Source organism: Deinococcus murrayi DSM 11303 (assembly GCF_000482805.1).
Lineage (GTDB): Bacteria > Deinococcota > Deinococci > Deinococcales > Deinococcaceae > Deinococcus > Deinococcus murrayi.
Window position 1 is genome coordinate 1 of record NZ_AXWT01000033.1, and the last position, 19021, is coordinate 19021.

Consider the following 19021-nt stretch of genomic DNA (forward strand, 5'->3'; position numbering starts at 1 on the left):
TTCGCATGGCTTGTTTGGTCCGCAGACCTTCACGAGTCTGGAGCCAGTCGGGGTGACCAGCCGCTCGTACCACCCTGTCAGGTGGCCCTGTCATCGTCACTTGCACCAGCTTGTCATGCTTCCCGCGCAGAGGGGCCTGAAGCCTTTCTCGCGCTCGCCCTTTCGTTCGGGCGAAGGGAACTATATGCCCCCTTCCCCCACCTGTCAAGCACCCCCTGCCCGCCCGCCGCTGCGGGGCCGCCGCCACCGCGCCCAGCGCACGTTTTTGCTCGGCGTGCTCCCCTAACGCCACCGTTCTGGCAGGCCGTACAGGTGCCACAAGGCGTCCACCCGGCGCTGCACCTCCGGGGTCATTTCGATTTTGGGGGGCCACTCGCGCACGAAGCCCTCGGCAGGCAGCTTGCGAGCACCGTCCCAGACCAGCAGGCCGCCCCCCGCCGCCGGCCAGGGCCACACATCGCGCTCTGGGTCGATGTTGTTCAGGACGGTCCACCACACGTCTTGATCGCTCGTCACGTCGGTCTGGGCGTCCCCCAGCAGGAGGTGGCGCACCCCCCGCGCCGCCGGGTGAGCCGCAAATGCCTCAGCCAGCTCGCGGGCCTGGCCGGGGCGGGTCTTGTCGAGGGCGACGTACCAATAGCCGTCCGGCGTCTGGCGCTGGGCGAGCACCCCCGGAAAGGAGGGCAGCTCCGTGGCCGCACGGGGCACGAAGGGCGGCTCACCCGCCCGCTCGTGCTCCTGCCCTGGGCGGCTGCTCGCGGGGCTGCCAGCCTCCTCCGGCAGTTTGGTGGTCGCGTCGATGATGAGCTTGCCGCCGTAGCCCCAGCCGCGGCTGGAGTGGTCGAGCACGTCGATAGGGCCGCGGGTGGTCAGGGTGTCGCGGCCCGGCACGGCCTTGGCCGCGACCTCACGCCACACCGCCCCAAAGTCATTGACCTTGACGTCCGCATCGACGACGACGATAACCTTGGCAAACATCATCTGGCCAAGGCCAAAAAGGCCGTTGGCGACCTTGTAGGCCTGACCGGGATAGCTCTTCTGGATGGCGGCGAAGACGAGATTGTGCGCGACGCCCGCCGGGGGCATGTGGTAGTCCACGAGTTCGGGCAAGATGAGCTGCGCGGCGGGTAGAAAGAGCCGCTCGGACGCCTCGATGAGGTAGGCGTCCTCCATCGGGGGGCGGCCCACGATGGTCGCGGGGTACACCGGATGGCGGCGCATGGTCACTGCCGTGACGTGAAAGCGGGGGTACAGGTCGGGCAGCGTGTAAAAGCCGGTGTGGTCGCCGAACGGCCCCTCCATCACCCAGTCCTCCTGGGGGTCCACGTAGCCTTCGAGGACGAACTCGGCGTTGGCGGGCACGTCGAGATCGACTGTGACGCCCTTCATGACGGGATACCGCTGACCACGCAGGTAGCCCGCCACCGCGAACTCGTCGAGGCCGGGCACGGGCGGCAGGGGGGCGGTCGCCGCGTAAATCAGGGCGGGGTCACCGCCCAGAGCCACCGCGACTTCCAGCCGCTGGCCCAACCGCTTCGCCTTTTCCAGATGCTTGGTGCCCGTCTTGTGGCGCTGCCAGTGCATCCCGGTGACGTTCCTCCCCATGACCTGCATGCGGTACATGCCCATGTTGCGCTCGCCCGTTTCAGGGTCCCGCGTGATGACCAGGGGCAGGGTCACGAAGGGGCCGCCGTCCAGGGGCCAGCATTTCAAGATGGGCAGCTGGCCGAGGTCCACCTCGTCGCCGCGCCAAACGACCTCCTGGGCGGGGCCGGACCGCACCCGGCGGGGCGGCAGGTTGAGCGCGTCCCGCAGCTTGCTGGCATTGCTCAGCAACCCGCCGAGGCCGCCCGCTCCCTTGAGGTCGGTGAGGTGCCGAATCTTGGCGGCAAGGTCGTCGAGGTCGGAGACGCCCAGGGCCAGCGCCGTGCGCTCGCGGGTGCCCATCAGGCCGATGACGAGGGGAAACTCGCTCCCGACGACGTTCTCAAAGAGGACCGCCGGGCCGCCCGCTTTGACGAGGCGGTCCGCAATCTCAGTGATTTCCAGCTCGCGCCTGACCGGAACGGACACGCGAACGAGTTCGCCGCGCTCCTCTAACAGGCGCATGAAGCTCTGAATGTCGGGAAAGGCCATGCCCGGAGTCTAGAGAAGGGCGGTCAGGGCAACCGTACCCGGAACGGGAAATGTGCCCGGATACCCTGAAAGGCATGACCCCCCCTGCTCCCACCCCGGACCCGCCCGCCGAAGCACTGCGCAAAGCGCGGCTGACCACGCTACAGACGCTGGACAACCTGCTCGACCGCCCTATGACAGTCTTGAGCTTCGTGTGGTTGGCGCTGCTGGTTCTCGACCTGACGCGGGGCCTGCCGCCCAGCCTTCAAACGCTGAGCAACGTGATTTGGGGGCTGTTTATCCTCGACTTTCTGTTGTCGTTTGCCCTCGCCCCCGACAAGGGGGGGTACCTGCGGCAGAACTGGCTCACCGCGCTGAGCCTGCTGCTCCCCGCGCTGCGGATTCTGCGGGCATTCCGGGGACTACGAGCGCTGCGAGCGCTGCGGTTCACGCGGGGGGCCAACTTGCTGCGGCTGCTCACCAGTCTGAACCGGGGCCTGCGAACGCTGGGACGTACCCTGCGGCGGCGGGGCCTGGGCTTCGTGCTGGGGGCCACTGGGCTGGTGGCGCTGGCTGGAGCAGCGGGCATGGCGTCCTTTGAAGCCGGGCAGCCCGGAGCGCCGGGGGGCTACGGCGAATGGTTGTACTGGGTGGGCATGCTGCTCACCAGCCTGGGGTCAGAGTATTGGCCGCGCACAGGTGAAGGCCAGGTCCTGACCTTCCTCCTTGCGCTGTATGGCTTCTCGGTGTTCGGGTACATCACGGCGACTCTGGCCAGCTTTTTCGTGGGCGACGATCAGGAGCGCGAGCCAGAAGAGGACGAGGTGAACAATGCGGCCTTGCACCGCGAGCTGCGGGCGCTGCGCGAGGAGCTGGCCGCGCTGCGGGGCGACCTGAGCAGCCGGGCCTGAGGGCTATGCTCTCTTCATGACCCCCGCTTCCCCTTCTCCCCTTGACCGGATGCGTTCGGCCTTGCAGGGCACGGACCTCGATGGCTGGCTGCTGTACGACTTTCAGGGCCTCAATCCCCACGCCCGGCGGGTACTGGGCATTCCGGCGGGGGCGCACCTCACCCGGCGCTTTTTCGTGTGGGTGCCGCGGGCAGGCAGGGCCGTGCTGCTGCACCACCACATCGAGGGGGGCACCTGGGAGGGCCTGACGGCGGGGTGGGACATAGAGCGCCGTTCCTTCGGCTCGCACGCCGAACTCGACGCCCGGCTGCGTGGGGTGGTCGGCGGAAAACGGGTGGCGATGGAATACAGCCCTCTGGGGGCGGTGCCCTACGTGGGCCGGGTGGACGCGGGCACGCTGGAGCGGGTGCGGGAGGCGGGCGCGGCGGAGGTCGTAAGTTCGGCGGACCTGCTGCAGGCCTTTCTGGTGTGGTCGGCAGAAGACCTCGCCGCCCACCGCCGCGCTGCGGACGTGCTGATGAGGGCCAAAGACGACGCTTTCCGCCTGATTCACGAACGGCTGCGGGCCGGAGAACCCGTGACCGAGCTGGACGTGCAGGCCGTCATCGAGCGGGCCATCGCCGCAGCCGGAATGACGAGCGGCCACCCCGTCAACGTGAGCTTCGGGGCCAACGCTGCCGACCCGCACTACCAGCCGGAGGGTGCGAGGAACGCAGCTTTGCGCCATGGCGACTGCGTTCTCATCGACCTCTGGGCGCAGGAGGAAGGTCGCCCCTTCGCGGACGTGACCTGGGTGGGATACGCGGGCGAACCCACATACGAGTACCACTCGGCGTGGGAGGCGGTGCGGGGAGCACGGGACGCCGCGCTGGGGGTGTTGCAGAAACGATATGCCGCCGAGGGCTGGGGCCGCCTGCAGGGGTGGGAACTTGACCGAGCAGCGCGGAACGCGATGGGGCCAGCGTGGGCCGCCCATTTTCTGCACCGCACCGGGCACGACCTCGGCGTCAGCCTGCACGGGGCCGGGGCCAACCTCGACGACTACGAGACGCACGACACCCGCACGTTGACGCCGGGGCTGGCGGTCACGGTGGAGCCGGGCACCTACCCCAGAGGGCGCGGCTTCGGCATCCGCAGCGAGGTGGACGTGTTTCTTGCCCCTCAGGGGCCGCAGGTCACGACCCAGCTTCAGCGCGAGCCATTTGTGCTGGGGGTGGGCAAGTGGCGGGCGGTGCGGGCCGCCGCCCTGGGCGAGTCATCTTAAGGTCGGCTTAAGCCCTGGCCCCGGTACTCTGTGGGCATGGCGAACCTCAGCTCCTCGACGATCATGCTCACGGGGGCAGGCGGCGCACTTGCCACCGCTGTCGCCCAGGAACTGGAGGATGCGGGTGCGCAGCTCGTGCTCGTCGGGCGCGGCGACTCGCTGGCCCGCGCCGCTGACCGCTTTCCTGCCACCGAGGTCCTCGACCTCGACCTGCGTGACCCCGCCAGCGTAGACACGCTGCGCAAGGTCAAGGTGGATGCTCTGGTGCATACGGTGGGGGCCTTTGCGGCCCAAGACGTGCACAAGGCTACCACCGACGACCTGCGGAGTCTCTTTGACACCAACATGCTGACCCTCTTCCACGCGGTGCAGGGCGTGCTGCCGCATATGCTGCGGCAAAAAGACGGCCTCATCATGGGCGTGAGCGCGGGTCAGGCCGCTCGGCTGAGCGGTCCCAAAGCCGCCCTCTATACCGCGAGCAAGGCCGCCGTCGCCGCCTACGTCCTGAGCCTGCACGACGAACTCAAGGGCCGGGGGGTGCGTGGCTGCGTTCTCTACCCCATGGGAGCCATCGACACCCCCGAAAACCGCGAGGCGGGCTTCGACTGGGAAGAAACCATCGACCCCCGCGGTCTCGCCAAAAGCGTAGCCCACGCCCTCACCCGGCCCGACCGGGCACACCTGACCGAGCTGAAGATTTACCCGGACGTCTAAGCACGTTGAACTTAACATTCCGCATTTTCGGGAGGGCACCGAAACTGCTCCATTCCCAGTCCAACGTACTTTTGCTGCCACGCGCTCCGCGCGGTTTATCTAAAAGATGAACGCAGTGTACTTAGGAGCGGTCAGCTTTCAGCCGTCCGCCCTCAGCGCCACAGCGAGGAGGCCATCTAGCCCGCCCGCGTAAGCGTCCTCCAGCCGGGGCCACTCCGGGGGAAAGGGCTGGGTGCGGGTCACGTCGTTAGGCACCACGATGAGGCGGCATCCAGCGGCAACGGCAGCGAGGCCCCCGTTCAGGCTGTCTTCGACCGCGAGGCAATCGGCAGCGGGGAGGCCCAGCCGCTCGGCGGCGAGGACATACAACTCCGGGTCGGGCTTGACCCGGCGCACGTCGTCGCGGGTGGCGAGCGCTTCAAAGAGGTCCAGCAGCCCGTGGGCGGCAAGCCAGTGGGTGACCCAGGTGCGGCTGCTGCTCGTGGCCAGGGCCAGCCGCAGGCCGCGCCGCCGGACGTCTGCCAGCACCTCGCGCACGCCGGGGCGCAGGTCCTGCTCGGCAAGGGCCGCGTGGATGCGCCCATGCAGGTCCCGCTCGACCCGCTCGCGGTCGGCTTGCACGTGGCCGGGCAGCCCCGCCCAGGGGTCAAAAGCGTCCCAGGTGCCGATGCCGCGCTGCCACGCGGGCAAGCTCAGCTCTCGTCCGTGCTCGCGGTAGAGGGCCTGCCAGTGCCGAAACTCCAGCGTCTCAGTATCGAGAATGGTGCCGTCAAAATCAAAGATGAGGGCGCGGGGCAAAGAAGCCATGCGGGGAGTGTAGGCCAGCCTTCCCCGCCCCGGCACCCGACTTTGGGCGGACGTTTTTTTCATGACGGACCCGCTAGGCTGAGGCCATGGCGGATTGGGTGCAGGGCTTGATGGACAGCATGGGATACCTGGGCATCCTCCTGCTGATGATTCTGGAAAATCTCTTTCCGCCGATTCCCAGCGAGCTGATTATGCCCTCGGCAGGGTTTGCGGCGGCGCGGGGCGACCTCAGCCTGCCCCTGGTCATCCTGATGGGCGTGCTGGGCAGCGTGATCGGCACCCTGCCGCTGTACTACATCGGGCGAGCCTTTGGCGAAGAGCGGCTGGTCGCCTGGGCCGACAAGCACGGCAAGTGGCTCACCCTCAGCGGCCAGGATATCCGCCGGGCCGACGACTGGTTCGATCGGCACGGGGCCAAGGCGGTCCTCTTTGGCCGCCTCGTGCCCGGCATTCGCAGCCTGCTGAGCCTCCCGGCGGGCATGAGCGAGATGCCCATGCCCAAGTTCCTGATCTACAGCGCCATCGGGTCGGGGCTGTGGTCTACGGCGCTCGCCTCTGCGGGCTATGTGCTGGGCGAAAACTACGACCGGGTCGAGCGGTACATCAGCCCGGTGTCCAAGATTGTGCTCGGCGGGGTGGCGGTCGCGGCGCTGGCGTGGTTCCTCAAGCGGCGGCGCGAGCAACAGGTTCGGGCGTAGCGCCCACACCCTGGGGCCGCCGGGCGAGCATTCCCGGCGGCCTCCACTTGCCTCGACTTGAGCTTGTCTCGCCGCGTTTAGCGGGGCACGACCCGCAGGTCGAGGGCGGCGGCGCGGTCTCCCGGCAGGGCCTGGGCAGAAGCCGAGCGGTACAGCAGGCGGCCCCGCGCATCGCTGACACGGGCGGTGACGACGTACTCGCGGCGGGGGTTCAGCCGCACCGGGTTGTACTGGAGCTGGTAGGGGGCTGAGAGCCGGGTCGCCGGAAAGCTCACCTCCAGCAGGGTGGCCCCCGCCGTGTCCCCAAGGGTGACGGTGACGATGCTTCCGGCGGGCAAGCGCACCGCCGAGGGCGCGTAAATCCGCCCGCCCAGCACTCGCCACCCGGCGGGCACGTCCGCGAGGCTGGGCACGGGCGAGGTGGTCGCGGGGGCTGCCGCTGGAGCGGAGGGCGGCGTCCCAGGCCGCACGATGCGGATGCCCTGGGCAGAGGCGACGGAGAACACAAGAGTGGCCAGCAGCAGGGAAAAAGCTCGCTTCATGGCCCCACGCTAGCCCCCAGCGACGTCAGGTACGACAGAAGAGCGCGGCCCCTTCCTTTAGCGATGGGGACGGTCGGGGGGCGTCACGGTCTGGCCCCGGCGGACGTGCTCTGCTCTGGCGTATGCTCCCCGCGCCGCCCCCCAACTTCCCCGACCACCCCACAGGCCGCGCCTTCCTCCTGCGGGATCCGGTGCTGGGGGAGGTCATCGCCCGGCTGGGGCCGCTGCCTCCGCTTGCCCCCACCCCGGACCCCTTCGGCACCCTGGTGCGCAGCGTGATGGGGCAGCAGCTTTCGGCAGCGGCGGCGGCCCGCATCGCGGGGCGGGTGGAGGCCGCGCTCGGCGAGGTGACGCCGGGAGCGCTGGGCGCAGCCTCCCCCGACACCCTGCGGGCGCTGGGTCTCTCGTGGGCAAAGGTCCGCACCGTGCAGGCCCTCGCCGGGGCCGCTGAGGCCGGGCGGATAGACTTCGCGCACCTGGGCAGCCTGCCCGACGAGGCGGTCATCGCGGCGCTGACCCCGCTGCCGGGGATTGGGCGCTGGACCGCCGAGATGTTCCTCATCTTCGGGCTGGCGCGGCCCGACGTCTTTAGCCACGGCGACCTCGTCTTGCGCCAGGGGCTGGCCCGCCTCGCGCCCGGAGCCGACCCCCAGGCGGTCGCGGCGGCGTGGTCCCCTTGGCGCACCCTCGCCGCCCGCGCCCTGTGGGCCGAGCACCACGCCCGGCAAGAGCAGGCCCGTCAAGCACGGACCCAGCAACGCCGCCCCCGCAGCTGACCCGCCGCTCCTCAGCGTTCTTCGGGTTCGGGCAGCAGCGACCGGAGCACGTCCATCTTGACCACGATGGGCGTGCGGGCGCGGGTGATGGCCCCAGCCTGCTTGAGCTTGCCCAGGGAATGGCTGACCGTCTCACGGGTGGCCCCGACCATGCGGGCGAGGTCTTCCTGGCTGAGCTTGAGGGCGACTTCAACCCCCTGTGGGTGAGGCCGCCCGAACTCACGGGCAAGGCGGTAGAGCAAACTGGCCACCCGTTCGGGAGCGCTGTAGGCGCTGAAAGCGGCGGTCCATGAGCGGGCCTCAAACAGCCGCGCCGCCATCAGCCGAATCAGCTTCATGGCGAGTTCGGGGCGCTGGGCGAGAAGCTGCTGCAACTCGTGGCGGGGCAGCACGATTAGGCTGGTAGGTTCGACGGCCTCGGCCTGGGTGGGACGGCGTTCTTCCGGCTCCAGCAGCAGCTCGCCAAAGGTGTCGTGCTGGCCCACCACCCCCAAGATCGCCTCTTTGCCATTGGGAAACAACTTGCTGATTTTGACCAGACCGCCGCGCACGAAATACAGCGCGTCCGCCGGGTCATCCATGCGGTAAATCACCTCGCCGGGATGGTAGTTCCGGCAGGGCGTCGCCGCCGCCACCCGCTCCAGCTCGTCCAGCTCCAAATCAGCGAACAACTCTGTCCGCTTGAGGTGCCAGACCAGGCTCGGATAGTTCATGGTGCGGTCAGAATACCCGGAATGCTGGACCCGCGCAGCGCAGCAGGCGGCGGCCCTTCCCTTCGCCCCAACCCCCCGCCTCCCACGCCACCCAGTTGTATTAGACTCAGTCCAAGCAAAGAGCCTGCGTGCCCTCCTGCAACAAGGAGGCCGCGCCCCAGAGGAGGAATCCCATGCCCCAGTACAAAGCTCCCCTGCGCGACATCAAGTTCCTGATGCACGAGCTGCTGCAAGCGCCCCAGGTGCTCGCAGAGGTCCCCTTTTACCAGCAGAACGACACCGCTGACGCGGACCTGCTCAATCAAGTGCTGGAGGAAGCTGCCCGCTTCGTCGAGACCGAACTCGTGCCCCTCAACCGCGTCGGCGACGAGGAGGGTTGCACCCGCCACGACGACGGCTCGGTGAGCACGCCCACGGGCTTTAAGGAGGCGTACAAGAAGTACCGGGAAGCGGGCTGGACCGCGCTCGACGCCGACCCCGCCTACGGCGGCCAGGGGATGCCCCACCTCGTGAGCAACGTGCTTGTCGAGATGATGACCTCCGCGAACGTGGCCTGGAGCATGTACCCCGGCCTGTCGCACGGGGCGTACTCGGCCCTGCACGCGGTGGGCAGCGAAGACCTCAAAACCCTCTACCTCCCCAAGCTGGTGTCGGGCGAGTGGACGGGCACGATGTGCCTCACCGAACCGCACGCGGGCACCGACCTGGGCATGATTCGCACCAAAGCCGTGAACAACGGCGACGGCACCTACGCGATTACCGGCACCAAGATTTTTATCAGCGCGGGCGAGCACGACCTCGCCGAAAACATCGTGCACCTCGTGCTCGCCCGGCTGGAGGGCAGTCCGCAGGGCACCAAGGGCATTTCCCTCTTCCTCGTCCCCAAGTTCGTGCCCAACCCCGACGGCAGCCTCGGCGAGCGCAACACGGTCGTGTGCGGCTCCATCGAGCACAAGATGGGCATCCACGGCAACGCGACTGCCGTGCTGAACTTTGACGGCGCGAAGGGCTACCTCGTCGGCGAAGTCAACAAGGGCATGAACCACATGTTCATCATGATGAACGCCGCCCGGCTGGGCACAGGCCTCCAGGGCCTTGGCCTGGGCGAGGTGGCCTACCAAAACGCGCTGGCCTATGCCAAAGACCGCCTCCAGATGCGTCACGAGCCGCGGGTGAACCCCGCCGAACCCGCCGACCCCATCCTCGTGCACCCCGACGTGCGCCGCATGCTGCTGACGGGCAAGGCGTACACCGAAGCGGGCCGGGCACTGGCGATGTGGCTGGCCCTGAGCATCGACATCGAGCACCACCACCCCGACGCGGCCAAGCGCCAGGAAGCCGCCGACCTCGTGGCGCTGCTGACCCCGGTCGCCAAGGCCTTTATGACCGACAACGGCTTCACGACGGCGGTGCTCTCGCAGCAGGTGCTGGGGGGCCACGGCTACATCCGCGAGTGGGGCCTGGAGCAGTTCGTGCGTGACGCCCGCATCGGTCAGATTTACGAGGGCACCAACGGCATTCAGGCCCTCGACCTGCTGGGGCGCAAGGTGCTGATGGACGGCGGAAAGAAGCTTCAGAAGCTCGCCGGGACCTTGCAGGAGTTCGTCGAGGAAAACGAAGGCGACGAGGACCTCGCCCCCTACCTCGATCAGCTCGGCAAGGCCGCCGGGCAGCTCGGCTCGCTGACGATGGTTATCGGCCAAAAGGCGATGGCGGGGCCGGAGGGCGCCGACGAGGTCAACGCCGCCGCCGTAGACTACCTGCGCTACTTCGGGCACGTCGTGTACGGCTACCTGTGGGCGCGGATGGCGAAAATCGCCCACGAAAAGATTCAGGCGGGCCAGGACCGCGACGGCTTCTACCTCGGCAAGGTGCAGACTGCCCGCTTCTACTTCGCCAAGCTCTTCCCCGAAACCAAGATGCTCGCGGCCACCATCAAGGCCGGAAACGAACCGCTGGCCGTAGACGACCGCGCCGTGTTCGGGATGGAGCGGGCGCTCGTCGGAGCGTAACCGCCCGTCCTCAACCCAGGCCCCCCTCCCCGGTGGAGCGGGGGCTTTTTGGGGCTGGGCGGAGGCAGGTCCCCCTCCGTCCAACCTGGAGAAACGGTTCACGCTTCGGCTGGAGCGGCCTTGCTACAGTAAGCGCCTGGAGAGGACCGACATGCCCACGTACGTCTACAAGAACATCGAGACTGGCGAAACCTACGAGATTAAGCAGAGCATGCGCGACGAACCGCTCACGACCCACCCGGAGACGGGAGCGGCCATCAAGCGGGTGCTCTCGGCACCGGGCATCGCCTTTCGTGGCAGCGGCTTTTACGTGACCGATTCCCGCCCGGCTCCCAAGGGCGAGGGCGGCGGCGGCGAGTGACCGCCCCGCTGCGTGCCCTGGCGGCGGCCCTGCTCCTTGCCGGAGCGGGGGCCGCCCTCTATTTCACCGGGCACGGGCAGGGCGTGCAGGCGCAGCGGGCGCTCGCGACCACCGATGAAATCAACACGGTCGAGGTGGTGCAAAAGTCGCTGCGCGCGGTCGTGCGGGTCGATGCCCGGCTGCGCAAGGAGTTCTTGCAGGCGGGCGACGACCCGGTCGAGACGGGCACCGGCTTTTTTTACAAGCCCAACCTCATCGTCACGAACTATCACGTCGTGCAGTACCAAGAGTCCGTCAGCGTGACCCTCTACAACGGGCGACGGGTTCCGGCGCGGGTCGAGGGCATCGACCCCGGCATCGACATCGCCATCCTGCGTGTCAGCGGCGTCTCGGCTCCGCGCACCCTCTCCTTCGGGCGCAGCGCGGGGCTGATTCCGGGGCAGAAGCTCATCACCATCGGCACGCCGCTGCGGATTCCCAACTTCGTGGGCACCGGGGTCTTTAGCGTGATGGCAAGCGCCCAGGACGTGCCGCGGGACGACCAGCTTGGCCAGGAAATCGGGCAGTACCTGCTGACAACCGCCAGCATCCAGCAGGGCAACAGCGGTGGCCCGGTCCTCGACTCCAGGGGCGCGGTGGTGGGCGTCGCGGACGCCAATGCCGCTCCCAACCTCTTCGTGCCGGGCATCATCGGGATGGCGATTCCCAGCGACCTCGTGCGCCAGAGCCTCGACGACCTCGAAAAGATTGGCGTGCCCCAGCGCGGCACCCTGGGTGTCACCCTGGTGGACCTCGATTCCCTCGACCCGGCGCTGCGGCAGCTCGCGGGCCTGAGCAGCTCGGAGGGTGCCCTCGTCGACGAGGTGGCCGCCGGGTCCGCCGGGGCGCGGGCGGGCTTGCGCGGCAGCCTGCGCAACAGCCGTGGCCAGCTCCTCGCGCCGCTCGGCGACATCATCGTCGCGGTAGACGGTGTGCGTGTTCGCGGCAGTTACGACGTGACCCGGCTGGTCGCCGCCAAACGCCCCGGCCAAACTGTCGACCTGCGGGTGTGGCGCAACAAAAAGAGCGTCAACGTGCGGGTGACGTTGCAGAAGCGGACGTTGCAGTGAAGGAGTCCAGCGGCCAGCTTCCAGCCGCCAGCAATGGCAGCCACCGCTTCAGCCCATGCTGGAGCGGTTTTTTCTGGCTGCTGGGCGCTGGCGGCTGGAAGCTCTATCATCCCCTCTGCTATGTACGTCGTCGTCGAAGGCCCCATCGGGGTAGGAAAAACGAGCCTGGCGGGGCGGCTCGCGGGGCGCTACGGCGCGGAGCTGAACCTGGAGGTCGTGGAGGAAAATCCCTTCCTGGCCCGGTTCTACGCAGCACCGGAGGCGTACGCCTTTCAGGTGCAGGTCTTCTTTTTGCTCTCGCGCTTCAAGCAGCTCTCGGCGCTCGCGCAGCCGGGGCTGTGGAGCGGCCACGTGGTCAGCGACTACCTCTTTGACAAGGACTTCATCTTTGCGGCGATGAACCTCAAGGATGCGGAGTTCGCCCTCTACGAGGACCTCTACCGCCACCTCTCGCCCCGGCTGCCCACCCCAGACCTCGTGGTTTACCTGCGGGCCGAGCCAGAGCTGCTGCTCTCGCGCATAGAGAAACGGGGCCGCCCCTTCGAGCGCGACCTGCAAGCCGCCTACCTCGCGGACCTCACTGCCCGCTACGACGAGTACTTCCGGACCTATTCCGGCCCCCTGCTCACGGTGGACGCGGCCCGTTATGACTTCGTGGAAAACCCGGACGACGAACGCGCCCTGCACGCCGAGATTGCCGCGTCCCTGGGAGAACACCGGGTGGCGCGGGAGGGGGCGGCGGTGTGAGGGGGCGGAGGCCGCAGAGGGCGGGACGGCTTTTGTCCACTTCCCACTCCCCACTCTCCACTTTCCAGCGGCGGGGCCGCTGACATGTACCTCGCCATCTCTGGCAACATCGGCAGCGGCAAGAGCACCCTGACCCGGATGCTCGCTGACCGCTACGGCCTGCGCCCGGTCTACGAGCCGTATGCCGACAATCCTTACCTGGAGGACTTCTACCGCGACATGCGGCGGTATTCCTTTCATAGCCAGGTGTATTTCCTGTCGCGGCGGCTCGAGCAGCATCTGCAAACCGTGACGGGGGCGCGGTACGTCATTCAGGACCGCACGGTCTTCGAGGACGCCAACGTCTTCGCCCGCAACCTCTACGAGTCGGGGCAGATGGAAGCCCGCGACTGGGCCACCTACCGGGGCCTCTACGAGGGGGTGCTGCCCGCCCTGCGGGTGCCCGACCTCCTGATTCACATCGACGCCTCGCTGCCCACCCTGAAAAAGCGCATCGCCCAGCGGGGCCGCACCTACGAGCAGGACATTCCCGACGCCTACCTGGGGGGCCTGAGCCGCCTGTACGAGGCCTGGATTCAGCGCTTTGACGCCTGCCCGGTCGTACGGGTACCGGGCGACGAGCTGGATTTCGTGCAGGACCCGGCGGCCTTTCAGTGGGTGTGTGAGCGGGTACAGGCACACGGCTTCGGGTTGCCGCTGCTGCGCTAGCCTCCCTCCCATGCACCTGCCTGAGCTGGCCGCCGCCCTCAACGTCCCCCATCCCGACCTGCCCAACGTGGCCGTGCGGGGAGTCACCCACCACGCCGCCTGGACCGAGCCAGGGTTCCTTTTTGTGGCGATTCGGGGAGCGCGGTTTGACGGCCACCAGTTTCTAGAGGAGGTTGCTCGGCGCGGCGCGGTCGCGGTGCTGGGCGAGGGGTTGAGCGCGGGGCAGACCTCTCCCCTGCCCTACCTGCGGGTGCCCGACGCACGGGCAGCGCTGGCGGACGCGGCGGCGGCGCTGGCGGGCCACCCCAGCCGGGCGCTGAAGGTGGTCGGCGTGACGGGCACCGACGGCAAGACCACCACGAGCTGGCTGACCCGCCACCTGCTGCGGGCGGCGGGCCTCCCGACCGGCCTGCTGAGCACCGTGGGCTACGAGCTGCCCGACGGCGTGCTGCGCCACTTTCCCGCTCACTTCACCACCCCCGAAGCGCCGCAGCTGCAAGCAACCCTGCGCGAGCTGCTGGAAGCGGGTGCCGGGGCGGCAGTGCTGGAGGCGAGCAGCCACGCCCTCGCCCTGGACCGGGTGCGCGGGGTCGAGTGGGATGTGGCGGTCTGGACCCACCTCACGCGGGAGCACCTCGACTTCCACGGCAGCATGGAGAACTACTTCGCGGAAAAGCGCAAGCTCGTCGAGCGTGCCCCCTTCGCGGTCCTGAACGCCGACGACCCCTGGACTGCCCGCCTGACCGGAGTGGCCCCCGCCGAGACGACCTACTCGCTGGAGGGCGCTCCCGCCGACTGGCAGGCCCTGGACGTCGAGGAGCGGGCGACCGGGCTGCACTTCCGGGTGAGGTCCCCGCTGGGCGAGTTCGCGGCGCACCTCCCCATGATTGGGCGCTTCAACGTCGCCAATGCGCTTGCGGCGATGGCGGCAGCGGCGCGGCTGGGGGGGACGCAAGCAGCGCTGGTCGGCGGCCTCGCCTCCTTCGGCGGAGTGCCGGGGCGCATGGAACTCGTTCCTGGCGGCGAGGACGCCCCGCGGGTGGTTGTGGATTTCGCCCACACGCCCCCCAGCCTGGCGGGGGCGCTGGCGACGCTGCGGACGACCACGCCGGGCGAGCTGTGGGTGGTGATTGGGTCGGCGGGCGGCCTGCGCGACCCCGGCAAGCGGGCGCCCCTCGGCGAGGTGGCCGCGCGGGGAGCCGACCACGCCGTCTTTACGGAGGAAGACCACCGCGACACCCCCCTCTCGGACATCCTCGCCGAGATGGAGCGGGGAGCGCAGGCGGCGGGCCGAACCAACTTCGTCTCGGTCGGGGACCGCCGCGAGGCCATTCGCTACGCGATTGGGCGGGCGCGCCCCGGCGACACCGTGCTGCTCGCGGGCAAGGGGGCCGAAGACACCCTGGAGCGCGGGGGCGAGACGCTCCCCTGGAATGAGGTGGCAGAAGCGCGGGCGGCCCTGGGGGCCAGGCGAGCCTGACCACGGGGGCGGACCCCCATGCATGAAGGAACCGTGCCCGCCCTCGCTCGCCGCCCCACATCCGGGGCGCAGAGGCTGGAGCCATGAACGGCAAACACATCGCGAAGTTGGGCTTTGGGGGCCGAGCGGCGGCGCTCGCCCTCGCCGCCGCGAAGGTGCGCGAGCGGGCGGGCCTGCGCCGCCAAGAGATTCTGGGCGAACTCGCTTCCGTGCGCGACCACCCGGAGGCGTATGTCGCCGGAGGGGTCTATGCCGACCTCGCGGCAGAGCTGACCTCGCGGGGGCCAGTGCGCCCAGCTGCCCTGCGGCCCACGCCGCTGCCCTACCGCCTCTGGGGCGAAGACCTGATTGAGCCGGGGGCACGCGCCCAGATGGACGTGGCGATGCGGCTGCCGGTCAGCCGTGCCGGGGCGCTGATGCCCGACGCGCATGTGGGCTACGGCCTCCCCATCGGCGGGGTGCTGGCCACACAGGGGGCCGTCATCCCCTACGGGGTGGGCGTGGACATCGGCTGCTCGATGATGCTCAGTGTGCTGCCCCTGCCCCCCGACGCCCTGAGCACCGACGAAGCCCGGCAACTGCTGCTGAAGCACACCCGCTTCGGCGCGGGCGTGAGCTTCGAGAAGGCCTGGCGGGGCAACCACGAGGTGCTGGACGACCCCGCCTGGCGCGAGCAGGCGCTGCTGCGGCGACTGCGGGACAAGGCCGCCGAGCAACTCGGCACGTCGGGCAGCGGCAACCACTTCGTGGAGTTTGGCACCCTGCACCTGCCCGCCACCGACCTGGGCCTCCCCGCCGGGGACTACCTCGCGTTGCTTTCGCACAGCGGCTCGCGGGGCTTTGGAGCGCAGGTGGCCCATCACTACACCAAAGTGGCCCAGGCCCTGCACCCGCAGCTTGACCCCGCCGCCCGCCAGCTTGCCTGGTTGCCGCTGCACACCGAGGAAGGCGAGGGCTACTGGCAGGCGATGACCCTCGCGGGGCGGTACGCCCTCGCCAATCACGACCTCATTCACGCCCGCCTCGCCCGCGCCCTGGGCACGGAGCCGCTCGCGCAGGTCCGCAACAGCCACAACCTCGCCTGGAAGCAGACGCTCCCGAATGGCGAAGAAGTCGTCGTGCACCGCAAGGGCGCGACTCCCGCCGAGGCCGGACGCCTCGGCCTGATTCCCGGCAGTATGGCGGACCCCGGCTTTGTGGTGCGCGGGCGCGGCCACCCGGAGGCCCTTGCCAGTGCCAGCCACGGGGCCGGGCGACAGCTGGGCCGCAAGGCCGCCGAGCGGACACTGAACAAGCGTGACGTTCAAGCCTATCTGCAAGAACGCGGCGTCACCCTGCTCGGCGGCGGGGTAGACGAAGCGCCCCAAGCATACAAGCGTATCGAGGAGGTCCTCGCTCGCCAGCGCGACCTGGTGGACGTGGTGGCCGAGTTTCGCCCCCGCGTGGTCCGCATGGACACCGGGCACGAGGACGTGTAGCGGCTACAGCCGCCAGTTGGCCCCGGCAAAGACGCGCCGCGCTTATGGCCGCGCCAGCCGCTCCAGCAGTGCGACTCCGAACGCCACCCCCTTTTCAAAATGCTCGCGCAGGATGTTCTCGTTCGGCGCGTGCACCCGTCCGCCCACATTCCCAATCCCCAAGGCTACGCAGGGCACGCCGAGTGCGGCCATAAAGGGATGCATCGGTCCGCTGCCGCCACTGCTGGGGTTCACGATGGGCGCAGCGCCGTAGGCCTCCCGCGCCGCTTCGGTGCAGGCCCGCACGAAGGGGTGGGCCGCATCTGCTCGCGCCGGGCGCTGGTGAGCCTCCAGTTCGACTATCTCCACGTCCTCCAGTCCCTGAGCGTCCAGGTGCGCTCGCAAGAGTGAGAGCACCCGCGCCGGGTCTTGGTCGGGCACCAGCCGGAAATCCAGCTTGACGAATCCCGCCGCGGGGAGCACGGTCTTGCTTCCTGCGTCCTGGTAGCCACCGCCCCAGCCGTTCACGTTGACAACCGGATGAAAGTTCAAGCGCTCATGGTAGGCCGGGCCGGTCGCCAGGGGCTGGGTCACCCCGTAGGTCTCGCGCACACTCTCCCCGTCGCCGGGAAGGCGAGCAAGTGCCTCCCAATCGGCAGGGGAGGGTTCCCGCACGTCCTCATAGAAGCTGGGGATGGTCACCCAGCCTGCCTCGTCGCGCAGGGAAGCGACGGCACGGGCAAGACGGTGGAGCGGATTGTCCACCACAGCTCCCAGGCTGCTGTGTAGGTCCGAGGCGGCCACCCGGCAGCGCAGCTCCAGGCACATCACCCCCTTAAGGCCGAGATACATCACGGGCCGCCCCTCTGGGTCCACCGAGCCGAACTCCCACCAGCAGCCGTCAGCCCGCAGCTCGTTTGCGTGTTCCGCCACGAACCGTTCCAGGGTGGGGCTGCCGACCTCCTCCTCACCCTCGATCAGCCACCGCACCCGCAGGGGGAGGCGGCCTCCATGCCGCGCCCGCACCGCCCGCACCGCCGCCAGCCGGGAGGCGAACTCGCCCTTGTCGTCCGATGCCCCGCGCCCGTACAGCCGTCCATCCCGCTCCGTCAGAGTAAAGGGCGGCGTTTCCCACAGCTCCAGCGGGTCTTCGGGCTGCACATCGTAATGGTTGTAAATCAGCAGGGTGGCCGGACCCTCGCCCGCCTCTGCCACGAGGACGGGTGCCACCTTGCCGGGGTACTCGCGCACCGCGAAGCCCTCGGCTTCCAGCAGCCGGGTGACGAAGGCCGCCGTTTCCGGCAGCATCCGCCCCTGCGCGGAAACGCTCTCCAGGGCCACGAGGTCGCGCAGGTCCGCGAGGCCACGTTCGATATGGGGGAGCAGGTCTGAGGAGAGGGAAGTCACGACGCCAGCCTAAAAGAAGGCAGGGAGAGGTTTCTGAGGCATGCCCTAGTCCTCAAAGCCGTGTGGATGTCCCCGGTGCCAATCCCAAGCGGTCCGCACGATGTCCTTGAGAGCCGTGAACTGCGGCTGGAAGCCCAGCTCGTCCACGATGCGGCGGGCGTCCGCGACGAGGCGGGGCGGGTCGCCGGGGCGACGGGGGGCGACCCGCCGGGGCAGGGGCGGCAGACCGTCCTCGGCGAGCACGGCATCGACCGCATCCAGCACCTCCCTCACCGAGAAGCCGTGGCCCAGACCCACGTTGTAGGTTGCAGCGGAAATCTGCCCGCGCCCCAGTCCTTCGACCGCCAGCACATGCGCGTCGGCAAGGTCCTGTACGTGGATATAGTCGCGGATGCAGGTGCCGTCGGGGGTGGGATAATCATCCCCGAAAATCTTCATCTCCTCGCGTTGCCCCAGAGCCGTGAGGCAAGCCAGCTCGATGAGGTGGGTCTTGTTGGGGTGGTCCTCCCCAATCTCGCCGCCGGGAGCCGCGCCGCAGACATTGAAGTACCGCAGCACAACGAAGGGCAAGCCATGCGCGGCATGAAAGGCGTGAATCATCTGCTCGGTCATCCGCTTGGTTTCCCCATAGACGCTTTCGGGGTGAAGGGGGGCCTCTTCGGGGATGGGCACCGCGTCAGTTGTGCCGTAGACCGCGGCGGTCGACGAAAAGACCAGGGGCACGACCCGCGTCTGCATCACGGCCTCCAGCAGGTTGAGGCTGCCCACCACGTTGTTGCGGTAGTAGCGGCCCGGCGCCCCCATGCTCTCACCTACCTCGATGAGGGCAGCAAAGTGAATGATGGCGTCGGGCTGATGGGCTTCCAGCACCGCCCGCACCGCTTCCGCCTCCAGCAAATCCCTCCGAACCCAGGCAACGTCCGCCGGAAGTGCCTGAACGTGACCACTGCTGAAGTTGTCGAACACCACCACTTCGTGCCCTGCAGCCCGCAACTGCCGCACCGTGTGCGACCCGATATATCCCGCCCCTCCAACGACCAGCAGCTTCATGGGGTCAGGGTACGGGATGACTACGGTCCCAGCCTTTACATGCAGCGTAGAAATCACCCCCCCACCGGAGAGGTGGGGGGGGTTGAAGTGGAGCGGGAGACGAGATTCGAACTCGCGACATCTACCTTGGCAAGGTAGTGCTCTACCAGC

At 68.7% G+C, this 19021-nt stretch carries 18 protein-coding genes; 12 read left to right on the forward strand and 6 right to left on the reverse strand.

Going from position 1 to position 19021, the window contains the following annotated elements; translation table 11 throughout:
* Positions 1–282: 282 nt before the first annotated feature.
* The gene (locus H565_RS0107845; protein ID WP_027460557.1) at positions 283–2136 is read right to left on the reverse strand and encodes a menaquinone biosynthesis decarboxylase; all 1854 of its coding nucleotides are present in this window, start codon (positions 2134–2136) and stop codon (positions 283–285) included.
* A gap of 74 nt (positions 2137–2210) precedes the next feature.
* Here H565_RS0107845 and H565_RS14745 point away from each other — a divergent pair, with 74 nt between their 5' ends.
* Genes H565_RS14745 through H565_RS0107860 form a run of 3 tightly spaced genes read left to right on the forward strand, consistent with a single transcriptional unit; the run spans position 2211 to position 5004 of the window.
* Complete coding sequence (locus H565_RS14745; protein ID WP_034406263.1) at positions 2211–3026, forward strand: ion transporter; 816 nt, start codon at positions 2211–2213, stop codon at positions 3024–3026.
* Positions 3027–3042: 16 nt separating this feature from the next.
* Positions 3043–4290, forward strand: coding sequence for a M24 family metallopeptidase (locus H565_RS0107855; protein WP_027460558.1), 1248 nt, complete (start codon positions 3043–3045; stop codon positions 4288–4290).
* A gap of 36 nt (positions 4291–4326) precedes the next feature.
* Positions 4327–5004, forward strand: coding sequence for an SDR family oxidoreductase (locus tag H565_RS0107860; protein WP_027460559.1), 678 nt, complete (start codon positions 4327–4329; stop codon positions 5002–5004).
* Between the two features lie 138 nt (positions 5005–5142).
* Here H565_RS0107860 and H565_RS0107865 read toward each other — a convergent pair whose 3' ends face one another.
* Positions 5143–5811, reverse strand: coding sequence for an HAD family hydrolase (locus H565_RS0107865; protein WP_027460560.1), 669 nt, complete (start codon positions 5809–5811; stop codon positions 5143–5145).
* Positions 5812–5897: 86 nt separating this feature from the next.
* Between H565_RS0107865 and H565_RS0107870 the strand changes: the two genes are divergently transcribed.
* Positions 5898–6509 carry a DedA family protein gene (locus H565_RS0107870; RefSeq protein ID WP_027460561.1) on the forward strand — a complete coding sequence of 204 codons (612 nt, stop codon included), beginning with the start codon at positions 5898–5900 and terminating at the stop codon, positions 6507–6509.
* Positions 6510–6586: 77 nt separating this feature from the next.
* Here the strand turns inward: H565_RS0107870 and H565_RS0107875 are convergent, their stop codons facing one another.
* Positions 6587–7051 (reverse strand): YbaY family lipoprotein, encoded by a 465-nt coding sequence (locus H565_RS0107875; protein WP_027460562.1) that lies wholly within the window; start codon positions 7049–7051, stop codon positions 6587–6589.
* Positions 7052–7173: 122 nt separating this feature from the next.
* Here H565_RS0107875 and H565_RS0107880 point away from each other — a divergent pair, with 122 nt between their 5' ends.
* On the forward strand, positions 7174–7827 hold the full coding sequence (locus H565_RS0107880; RefSeq protein ID WP_027460563.1) for a DNA-3-methyladenine glycosylase family protein: 654 nt from the start codon (positions 7174–7176) through the stop codon (positions 7825–7827).
* 11 nt (positions 7828–7838) lie between these two features.
* Here the strand turns inward: H565_RS0107880 and H565_RS0107885 are convergent, their stop codons facing one another.
* The gene (locus H565_RS0107885; protein WP_027460564.1) at positions 7839–8540 is read right to left on the reverse strand and encodes a Crp/Fnr family transcriptional regulator; all 702 of its coding nucleotides are present in this window, start codon (positions 8538–8540) and stop codon (positions 7839–7841) included.
* 173 nt (positions 8541–8713) lie between these two features.
* On the opposite strand from H565_RS0107885, the gene H565_RS0107890 reads away from it, so the two are divergent.
* The 7 genes from H565_RS0107890 (at position 8714) to H565_RS0107920 (ending at position 16435) form a co-directional block, all read left to right on the forward strand.
* Positions 8714–10552, forward strand: a complete 1839-nt coding sequence (locus tag H565_RS0107890) for an acyl-CoA dehydrogenase C-terminal domain-containing protein (protein ID WP_027460565.1) — start codon at positions 8714–8716, stop codon at positions 10550–10552.
* Between the two features lie 151 nt (positions 10553–10703).
* Positions 10704–10913 (forward strand): FmdB family zinc ribbon protein, encoded by a 210-nt coding sequence (locus H565_RS0107895; RefSeq protein ID WP_027460566.1) that lies wholly within the window; start codon positions 10704–10706, stop codon positions 10911–10913.
* Positions 10910–12022: a S1C family serine protease gene (locus H565_RS0107900; RefSeq protein WP_034406289.1), complete on the forward strand. Its 1113-nt coding sequence runs from the start codon at positions 10910–10912 to the stop codon at positions 12020–12022. Before H565_RS0107895 ends, H565_RS0107900 begins: the two co-directional genes overlap by 4 nt.
* 120 nt (positions 12023–12142) lie before the next feature.
* Complete coding sequence (locus H565_RS0107905) at positions 12143–12769, forward strand: deoxynucleoside kinase (RefSeq protein ID WP_027460568.1); 627 nt, start codon at positions 12143–12145, stop codon at positions 12767–12769.
* 84 nt (positions 12770–12853) lie between these two features.
* Complete coding sequence (locus tag H565_RS0107910) at positions 12854–13477, forward strand: deoxynucleoside kinase (RefSeq protein WP_027460569.1); 624 nt, start codon at positions 12854–12856, stop codon at positions 13475–13477.
* A gap of 10 nt (positions 13478–13487) precedes the next feature.
* On the forward strand, positions 13488–14957 hold the full coding sequence (locus H565_RS0107915; RefSeq protein WP_027460570.1) for a UDP-N-acetylmuramoyl-L-alanyl-D-glutamate--2,6-diaminopimelate ligase: 1470 nt from the start codon (positions 13488–13490) through the stop codon (positions 14955–14957).
* An 83-nt stretch (positions 14958–15040) separates the two neighbouring features.
* Positions 15041–16435 (forward strand): RtcB family protein, encoded by a 1395-nt coding sequence (locus tag H565_RS0107920; RefSeq protein ID WP_027460571.1) that lies wholly within the window; start codon positions 15041–15043, stop codon positions 16433–16435.
* A 42-nt stretch (positions 16436–16477) separates the two neighbouring features.
* On the opposite strand, the gene H565_RS0107925 is transcribed toward H565_RS0107920, so the two are convergent.
* Positions 16478–17821: a M20/M25/M40 family metallo-hydrolase gene (locus H565_RS0107925; protein WP_084542922.1), complete on the reverse strand. Its 1344-nt coding sequence runs from the start codon at positions 17819–17821 to the stop codon at positions 16478–16480.
* A gap of 45 nt (positions 17822–17866) precedes the next feature.
* The gene (gene galE / locus H565_RS0107930; RefSeq protein WP_027460573.1) at positions 17867–18871 is read right to left on the reverse strand and encodes a UDP-glucose 4-epimerase GalE; all 1005 of its coding nucleotides are present in this window, start codon (positions 18869–18871) and stop codon (positions 17867–17869) included.
* Positions 18872–19021: the final 150 nt, after the last annotated feature.

Bases quoted from the DNA above. Each gene is read 5' to 3' on its own strand.
- H565_RS0107845 (WP_027460557.1), bottom strand. From the start codon at position 2,136: ATGGCCTTTCCCGACATTCAGAGCTTCATGCGCCTGTTAGAGGAGCGC.
- H565_RS14745 (WP_034406263.1), top strand. From the start codon at position 2,211: ATGACCCCCCCTGCTCCCACCCCGGACCCGCCCGCCGAAGCACTGCGC.
- H565_RS0107855 (WP_027460558.1), top strand. From the start codon at position 3,043: ATGACCCCCGCTTCCCCTTCTCCCCTTGACCGGATGCGTTCGGCCTTG.
- H565_RS0107860 (WP_027460559.1), top strand. From the start codon at position 4,327: ATGGCGAACCTCAGCTCCTCGACGATCATGCTCACGGGGGCAGGCGGC.
- H565_RS0107865 (WP_027460560.1), bottom strand. From the start codon at position 5,811: ATGGCTTCTTTGCCCCGCGCCCTCATCTTTGATTTTGACGGCACCATT.
- H565_RS0107870 (WP_027460561.1), top strand. From the start codon at position 5,898: ATGGCGGATTGGGTGCAGGGCTTGATGGACAGCATGGGATACCTGGGC.
- H565_RS0107875 (WP_027460562.1), bottom strand. From the start codon at position 7,051: ATGAAGCGAGCTTTTTCCCTGCTGCTGGCCACTCTTGTGTTCTCCGTC.
- H565_RS0107880 (WP_027460563.1), top strand. From the start codon at position 7,174: ATGCTCCCCGCGCCGCCCCCCAACTTCCCCGACCACCCCACAGGCCGC.
- H565_RS0107885 (WP_027460564.1), bottom strand. From the start codon at position 8,540: ATGAACTATCCGAGCCTGGTCTGGCACCTCAAGCGGACAGAGTTGTTC.
- H565_RS0107890 (WP_027460565.1), top strand. From the start codon at position 8,714: ATGCCCCAGTACAAAGCTCCCCTGCGCGACATCAAGTTCCTGATGCAC.
- H565_RS0107895 (WP_027460566.1), top strand. From the start codon at position 10,704: ATGCCCACGTACGTCTACAAGAACATCGAGACTGGCGAAACCTACGAG.
- H565_RS0107905 (WP_027460568.1), top strand. From the start codon at position 12,143: ATGTACGTCGTCGTCGAAGGCCCCATCGGGGTAGGAAAAACGAGCCTG.
- H565_RS0107910 (WP_027460569.1), top strand. From the start codon at position 12,854: ATGTACCTCGCCATCTCTGGCAACATCGGCAGCGGCAAGAGCACCCTG.
- H565_RS0107915 (WP_027460570.1), top strand. From the start codon at position 13,488: ATGCACCTGCCTGAGCTGGCCGCCGCCCTCAACGTCCCCCATCCCGAC.
- H565_RS0107920 (WP_027460571.1), top strand. From the start codon at position 15,041: ATGAACGGCAAACACATCGCGAAGTTGGGCTTTGGGGGCCGAGCGGCG.
- galE (WP_027460573.1), bottom strand. From the start codon at position 18,871: ATGAAGCTGCTGGTCGTTGGAGGGGCGGGATATATCGGGTCGCACACG.